General features: G+C 69.9%; 7 protein-coding genes. 5 read left to right on the top strand and 2 right to left on the bottom strand.

All coding sequences use genetic code 11. The features are described 5' to 3' along the window. The 5 genes from ND747_RS19345 to ND747_RS19325 form a co-directional block, all read left to right on the top strand. A partial coding sequence (locus tag ND747_RS19345; RefSeq protein WP_251735191.1) for an OmpA family protein occupies positions 1-757 on the top strand: 757 nt, incomplete at its 5' end. A gap of 195 nt (positions 758-952) precedes the next feature. Continuing rightward, positions 953-1369 (top strand): ferritin-like domain-containing protein, encoded by a 417-nt coding sequence (locus tag ND747_RS19340; protein ID WP_251735189.1) that lies wholly within the window; start codon positions 953-955, stop codon positions 1367-1369. Next, on the top strand, positions 1366-2178 hold the full coding sequence (locus ND747_RS19335; RefSeq protein ID WP_251735187.1) for a family 1 encapsulin nanocompartment shell protein: 813 nt from the start codon (positions 1366-1368) through the stop codon (positions 2176-2178). Before ND747_RS19340 ends, ND747_RS19335 begins: the two co-directional genes overlap by 4 nt. Before the next feature lie 407 nt (positions 2179-2585). Further along, entirely contained in the window at positions 2586-2774 is a 189-nt protein-coding gene (locus ND747_RS19330; protein ID WP_251735185.1) for a (2Fe-2S)-binding protein, read from the top strand. A gap of 247 nt (positions 2775-3021) precedes the next feature. Next, on the top strand, positions 3022-4371 hold the full coding sequence (locus ND747_RS19325; protein ID WP_251735184.1) for a dienelactone hydrolase family protein: 1350 nt from the start codon (positions 3022-3024) through the stop codon (positions 4369-4371). Positions 4372-4435: 64 nt separating this feature from the next. Here the strand turns inward: ND747_RS19325 and ND747_RS19320 are convergent, their stop codons facing one another. Both ND747_RS19320 and ND747_RS19315 read right to left on the bottom strand, forming a co-directional pair. Next, a complete protein-coding gene (locus tag ND747_RS19320; protein ID WP_251735183.1) occupies positions 4436-5074 on the bottom strand; it encodes a hypothetical protein in 639 nt (212 codons plus the stop codon). A gap of 108 nt (positions 5075-5182) precedes the next feature. Continuing rightward, the gene (locus ND747_RS19315; RefSeq protein WP_251735182.1) at positions 5183-6757 is read right to left on the bottom strand and encodes a P-loop ATPase, Sll1717 family; all 1575 of its coding nucleotides are present in this window, start codon (positions 6755-6757) and stop codon (positions 5183-5185) included. Positions 6758-7095: the final 338 nt, after the last annotated feature.

The raw sequence follows: 7095 nt of genomic DNA, 5'->3' as shown, positions 1-7095 counted from the left end.
GGCCAAGGCGGCTCGGGCCGCGGACCCGGCCGGCGCGGACCCGGCGGCAGACCCGGCCGGCACTGCGCGCGGCAATGGCCGGGTGGACGTGCGAGGCCAGATCACCATCGACCCGAAGGTTGGTGAACCGCCGCTCGGGGTGGTCCCGGCGCTGGCTGCCGCGCTGCGCGGTGTCCCGGGTGATCATTCCATGGCGCTGCGCGGTTCCACGGTGGAGCTCACCGGCCGGGTGGCGGACCCGGCAGCCGGGCGTCAGCTCGAGTCCACGGCGCTCAGGGCGGCCCGGTCGAGCGTTCCCGGCGTGACGGTGCAGAACCATCTGTCGCTCCCGTCGTCCACCGGCACGTCGGCCACCGGCATGTCGGCCGGCAGCGTCGACGTTGGCGAGCAGAGCAGGGTGCTGGCCGCGGTGCGGACGGCACTCGGTGCGAGGGGAATCACCTTCCCGGTGTCCGGTGCCACGCTCAACCCAGCGGTCCGCGCCGGGCTGGACCGGGCCGCCGAGGAACTGCGGGCCAACGATGTTGTCGTTCTCGTCGGCGGCTACACCGACAGCACGGGGCCGTCCACCGTCAACCAGGCACTGTCGTTGCAGCGGGCCGAGGCCGTCGCGGACTACCTCGTCGGGCGTGGAGTGCCGCGCGAACGGCTGCAGGCAGCGGGCTTCGGCGCCCAGGAGCCGGTCGGCAACAACGGCACCCGGGCCGGCCGGGCGGCGAACCGCCGCGTCCAGATCATGGCGGCGCCGACCCCCTGAGCCGCGCCGCCGGCCGCAGGCCCGACCGTCGGGTCGGAGTCGGGTGCCTGTCGGGTTGCGGTCGCAACGGGGTCAGGTCATCGCCGGCTCGGCCGTCGGCTCGGCCGTCGGCTCGTAGTCGACCCGAGATGGCCGAACGGGTAGCGCAGACGCCGATTCGGTGTGGGTGGCCCAGCTCGTGGTAGGCAAGTCGCCATGGGCGACTCAAGTATGGGGCTGCACGAGCAGCCTGATCGGCTCTCGCCGCAGACGATCGACCGCCACCGGGCGATCGTCTCACTGATGGAGGAGCTGGAGGCCGTCGACTGGTACGACCAGCGCTACGACGCCTCGACCGACCCGGAGCTGGCGCAGGTGCTGGCACACAACCGGGATGAGGAAAAAGAACACGCCGCGATGACCCTCGAGTGGCTGCGGCGTCATGATCCCGTGCTGGACACCCAGCTGCGGACATATCTGTTCACCACGGGTCCGGTCACGGAGGTGGAGGAGAGTGTCACGGATGGCAGCGGTGCACTGCTGCCGGACGTTCCCTCCGCACCCGAGCGGGCGGCGGCGCCCGGTGACGGTTCCCTTGGTATCGGCAGTCTGAAAGGTGTTGTAGGAGCATGAATCATCTGCTGCGCGGCCACGCCCCGCTGACGGACGCCGCCTGGAAGGCGGTCGACGAGGAGGCCAAGGCCCGGCTGACGACCAACCTGGCCGCCCGCAAGGTCGTCGACTTCGCCGGACCGCACGGCTGGGAGTACTCCGCGACCCCGCTCGGCCGGGTCGAGACCTTGTCGTCGCCGCCGTCGGCAGGGGTGTCGGCGCGGGTGCGCAAGGTGCAGCCGGTCATCGAACTGCGGGTCGGGTTCACGCTCGACCGGGCGCAGCTCGCCGACGCCGACCGCGGTGCCGACGACATCGACCTGGAGCCGTTGCAGGAGGCGGTGCGCCGCATCGCCAACACCGAGAACGCGGTGGTGTTCCACGGCTACCCGCAGGCGGGCCTGATCGGCATCACCGAGGCGTCGTCGTATCCGGCGCTCACCCTGGCGCCCGGCACCGACACCTATCCGCCGACCGTCGCGAAGGCCGTCGCCCTGCTGCGTCGCGCCGGCATCAGTGGGCCGTACGCGCTGGCACTCGAGCCGGACCTCTACACGGCCGTGATCGAGACCGCCGAACATGGTGGCTACCTGCTGCTCACCCACCTGCAGCACATCCTGGACGGTCCGGTCGTGCAGGCACCGGGGATCACCGGCGCGGTCGTGCTGAGCCTGCGTGGCGGCGACTTCGTCCTCGAGTCGGGTCAGGACCTCTCGATCGGCTATGCCGCGCACACCGTCGACACGGTCGACCTGTACCTGGAGGAGAGCTTCACATTCCGCGTCGCCGAGCCGGACGCCGCGGTCGCCCTCGTCCCGCCGACGGCCTAGAGCTTCGCTGCGCCGCCCACCGCGGCGGCACACCCGGGCCCGGCCACAGCGCGCCGGGCCCGGTCGGGCCGGGCCGGGCCGGAGGTACCGTCTGCCTGGTCAGTCCGGCAGTCGCCGGGCGGGACCCTTCGCCCCGGACAGGCGGGAACCTGGTCATCTTGCGCGTGGCGCCCCCACGTGGCACCCTGCTTTTAGGGAAGCCTTAGCTAAGCCTTCGTTCCTGGGTTCGGCCTGATGTTCGGTCCGCGCGGCGGGGTCGTTCGGTCTGGACGGTGGGGTCGTTCGGTCCGGACGGACGGGGCTGACGGGCGGGTTCTACGTCCGGTGGGTGAGGCATCCCCAGCAGGGTCGTCCCACTGCCGGTCGGCGCTTCGCGGCGCGCGGTCGGCTCGGCCTGGTGAGGTGCGGTGCTCGTCTGTTCCTGTTTTGCGGTGTCCGACCGGACGCTACGAGAAGCGATCATCCGTGGTGCCCGTGATGTCGCCGAGATCGGCGAGCGGTGCGAGGCCGGCACGGGCTGTGGCGGCTGTATCGAGGAGATCGAGGACCTGCTGGACCAGATGGTCCCGGGGTGCGGTCGCCGGCTGGCGGCCTGATCGGGCTGGCCCGGGTTCCCACTCTGGGCGTGCCCGACCGGGCAGTGCTTACGGCGGCCTGGCCAGCAGGGATAGGTAACTGAACGTTTCCGGCTGGCCGGTCGATTCCGTACGAGGTAGCACGATCTGACGGTGTGCCCAGCGGCCATTCACTGCGCTGCGTAACGTCCTCGCTGTGGCTCGGAGACTAGCGCGACGTGCTGACCCGCGCCCGAATGCGGCGGGAACGCCACGGTTGTGGCACCTGATGGTCGCGGGAACCCTTGTACTGGGCATCGTGATGTTGCTCGGCCCCGCCCAGCCGTCGGGCGAGCTCGATCCTCGTCCAACGGCGTCCGCCGGCATGCGGCCGGCTTCCTCGACCGCTGCGGCGCCCGTCTGGCCCGATCCGGGGGCGGCAGGATCCTGGCCGGTGGGCTACCGGACGGTCAGCCTCGCCGACCCGCACCGCCTGGGACGGGTGCTGACCACGTCACTGTGGTACCCGGCCCAGCCTGATCGCACAGCCGGATCCACCCTGCCCCGCACCGTCGCCCTGCCCGCCGGTGTCGGTGCCGTCCGGCCTCTCGGGCTCGGGTCACGGACCCCCGCCCCGGACTCTGATGCCGCACTGCAGGTCCGTCCCGTCGAGTCGGCTGATTTCACCGGGTGGTCGGTGGCCGGGGGGTCGTGCCCGGCGGTCAGCTCGGATCTTGCTCCGGACGTCCCCGGGCACGCGGCGTTCTACCCGGTGGTCGGCCCGGTCGGACTGGTCTCGAACCTGGCCGTGACCGATGCCGCCCCGGCGAGTGGACCGTTCCCCCTGGTGGTGTTCTCCCATGGCAGCGCCGGCAGCCGCGTGCAGGCCGCGACCCTGCTGGAGGGGCTGGCCAGCCACGGTTATGTGGTCGCCGCTCCCGACCACAGCGGCGACACCCTGCTGGACGCGGCGGCGAACCAGACCGAGGCGCAGATTCCGATGGCGGTCGACCGTTCCCGGGACCTGTCCGCGGTGCTCGATGCGCTGACCGACCCGTCCTGCCAGGTGCACGATCTGGTCCGACGCGACCAGATCGCCACCGTCGGCTTCTCGTTCGGCGGTCTGACGTCGATCGTGTCCAGCGTCGGACTGCTCGACGCCCCGCCGGATCCCCGGGTACGGGTGTCGGTGGGGCTGTCCGCGGCGACCTCGCCGCTGCCCGCCGCGCTGCTGGGCGCGAACCGGGTGCCGACCCTGCTACTCGGCGGCACCCGGGACACCTCGATTCCGCTGCGCCAGAATGCCGAGCGGGCGTTCGGCCAGCTCACCGCGTCACACCCGCGGGTGCTCGTCACGGTCGCCGACGACACCCACAACTCGTTCACCGACGTGTGCCGCCAGGCCGCCCTGCTGCGTGGCCGCAGCGTCCCGGCGCAGGTGGGCGCACGGATCGCACTGACCGCGGCCGCGACCTGCTCCCCGCCGATGATCGACCCGGCGCGCGCCGAACTGCTGGTCCAACGGGCCACCGTGGCATTTCTGGACTGGCAGCTGCGCGGCCGGGACGACAGTCGCAGTTTTCTGACCGACCAGGCGCTGGGCGATCCAGGCGCGGTGAAGACCCGCACGGTGCTGTGAACGACGGGGTCGTCACGGCACACCGGCCGATGCTCGAAAACCGGCCGGGCTTCGGATCTGCGGTTCAGGTCAGCGGCCGGAAGCAGGCCGTGCTGGGATCCTGCGGATCCACTGTGTAAAGCGCGAGGGTGCCGGCCATCTCGCGTGGGTCGATGTCGTGGTCGAGCATCAGCACGTGCAGGTCGGAAATCATCCGCAGGGCGTAGTCCAGCAGGATCGACGTGATGCCGGGCGGGCTGCGAAGGCATTCCTGGAAGCGGATGACGGTAGCGGTGTCTCCGGTGAGCGCGGCGAGGACGCCGACTCGAATACGCTCCGCGACGGCCTCCCACACCCGCTCGCTTTCCGGCGCGTCGATGCCCCGCCAGATCCCGGAAATCCGCAGGCTGCCGACGATGGCGGTGGGCTGCCAGCCGGTACGAAGATGCACGGCAACGGCCCACATCGCCATCAGCCAGCACAGCCCGCGCATCGTGTGTTCGGGGTCGGCGTCGGCCTGCTCGTGCAGATGGCGTTCGGACTGGTGCCGGCTCGCCGGTGAGAGCCAACCGCCGGTGAGACGTTCGAGGTCGACGATCTGCACCATCGGCAGGTCGGTGGGGTGCGGGCGCCCGAGAGCGGCGGCGCGGCCGGATTCGGCGTCGACCAGCGCAAGTGCTCCTGGGTCGGAAAGCGTCTGCCAGGCCAGACCCGCCGATGGCATGCGCCCACGGTAGACCTCGGGCCCGGCCGGAAACCATGGTGTTGAGCGCACCATGTGAAAACCGTTCGGACGCCCGCGTGGGGCGGCTTCCGGTTCTCGTCCGCGCGGTCAGCGCGCCATCACGAAACGGTGGAACATCGGATGGATCGCGAAGTGGCTGACGCTGTGCGGGGCCGGTCTCGGCCGGTGGGCCCGCCGGGGGTATCCGATTTCACCCACGGACGATCCGGGCTCGCCCGGCGGACCCGTCCCGGCGGCGGGACCGCAGGGACCGTCGAGGTCACCGCGGATGCCACCCTCGGCGGCGCCTGCACTCGTGTCCGCGCTGTCCTGGGCATCCCGGCCGGTCCGGCCCGGCGCCGGTTCGGCCGGGGTGAGAAAGCCGACGTTCCACAGCAGTTCGAGGAGCGACTCCGGTTCCCGACTGTCGATCCAGTGCCGGGCCTCGGGGGTCAGTCCAACCGAGCCGGTCGCCATGTCCAGCAGAAACAGTTCCAGCTCCGCGCGGGACCACACCTCGGGACCGGCGCGGAACGTCTGGAAGACGCCGAGCAGACCGGGTGATCCGAAGCGGTACTCGGCGGCGATGTCACGCGTGCGTTCGGCCGAGTAGGTCGGCTCCACTGCCAGGATGTCCCGTGGCGTGATCCGGACCGATCGTTTGGGGCTGTGCGCGCGGGCGTGGTCCAGAGCATGGCTGCAGAACTGGATGATCTCTCGCGGTCGGCACAGCGAGCGGTCCGTCATGTACCGAAACGACCAGGCCGGTCGGGTGAAGGCCGCCTTCCAGCAGTCGTCGTCGCTGCGCTGGTGACAGTCGGCCACGGTGTGCCGGATCCGTCCGGCGATCAGCCGCCACAGCCCCTCCTCGTCCCAGGAGATCACCTCGATCAGATCCCGGAACTTCTGGGCGTCGTCGTAGATCGCGGGAATGCTGTCATAGAGCTCCTGGCGCAGCGACATGTAGATTCGTATGCTCGGCGACAGGTCATTGATTGTCATACAGGCCTGGAACAGGCCTGCGACGAAGGCCTGCGCGTCCTCCGAGGAATCCCAGCCCCGGTCCAGTTCGTCCACCAGCACGGTCACGCGACTGCGCTCGCACACCCGGACGAGCGGCGCGATCAGATGGTCGAGCTCCTGCAGTTTGTACAGATGCTGTAGTTCCCGGGTTCGGATGCCGGCCTCGAACCGCCCGACCTTGACCGACTCTATGCGGCGGAGATAGGAGACGAAGGAGTCGAACGGGCCCTCGGTCACACCGGCGTGGTTGTCCCGAAGGTAGGAATAGATTTGGCTTTCGGCGCCGCGCCGCAACCGGCCGTGCCGTCGGGTCACCTCTTTCATGATCAGCACGAGCAGGAGGTATTTCCAGGCGGTCGCGTAGGCTCCCAGCTTGGCCCACGCGCCGTCCAGCTCACGAGTCATCGCGGAACTGAGGAACTCGTAGGAATAGTCCTCCGGGGCAAGTTCGATCACCAGGCCACCGGCGTCCCGCTGGCGGTGGGCGATCGTCTTGAAGATGGCGCTCTTTCCGGCCCCGCGGTTGGCGACAAGAATTGTCTTGAGGCCCGAACTCATCTGGGTGTAGGCCGAGGACTCGATGAAATACGCGTCGAGGCCGCGTCGGACGTCGCGTTCCGCTGCGGCCGCGCCGAAACTGAGACGTGCAAGGTCGACCACGGGACCCCTTTGGCCGAAAGGTGGTGACGGTGCAGACCGGATGATGCGCCACGATACCGTGGTTTCGTCGCGGTGTCGGCCGATTATTCGTGAAGCGTCCGACCTGCGCACAAAAGGCGAGGTCCGGGGCCGTCGACGTCGGATCGTGGCCCGGACCTCGCCTTCTACCGGTACATGCAGATCTGTCACGGCAGAAGGCAGTTTCCACCACCTTGCACTGAGTATCCGCTTTCGGGCCTGGTTTCCGGGTTCGGTTCCGGGTTTCAGTGCTGGCCTGGCCGGTGTTATTCGCCGAGGAGGTCGAGGGGGGTGGTGGGGTGAGGAGGAGGGTGTGGAAG

The sequence above is a fragment of the Frankia sp. R82 genome, assembly GCF_023716925.1.
Classification (GTDB): Bacteria; Actinomycetota; Actinomycetes; order Frankiales; family Frankiaceae; genus Frankia.
The sequence above is the reverse complement of the archived record's forward strand: the minus strand, read 5'-3'. Positions and strand labels throughout refer to the sequence as shown.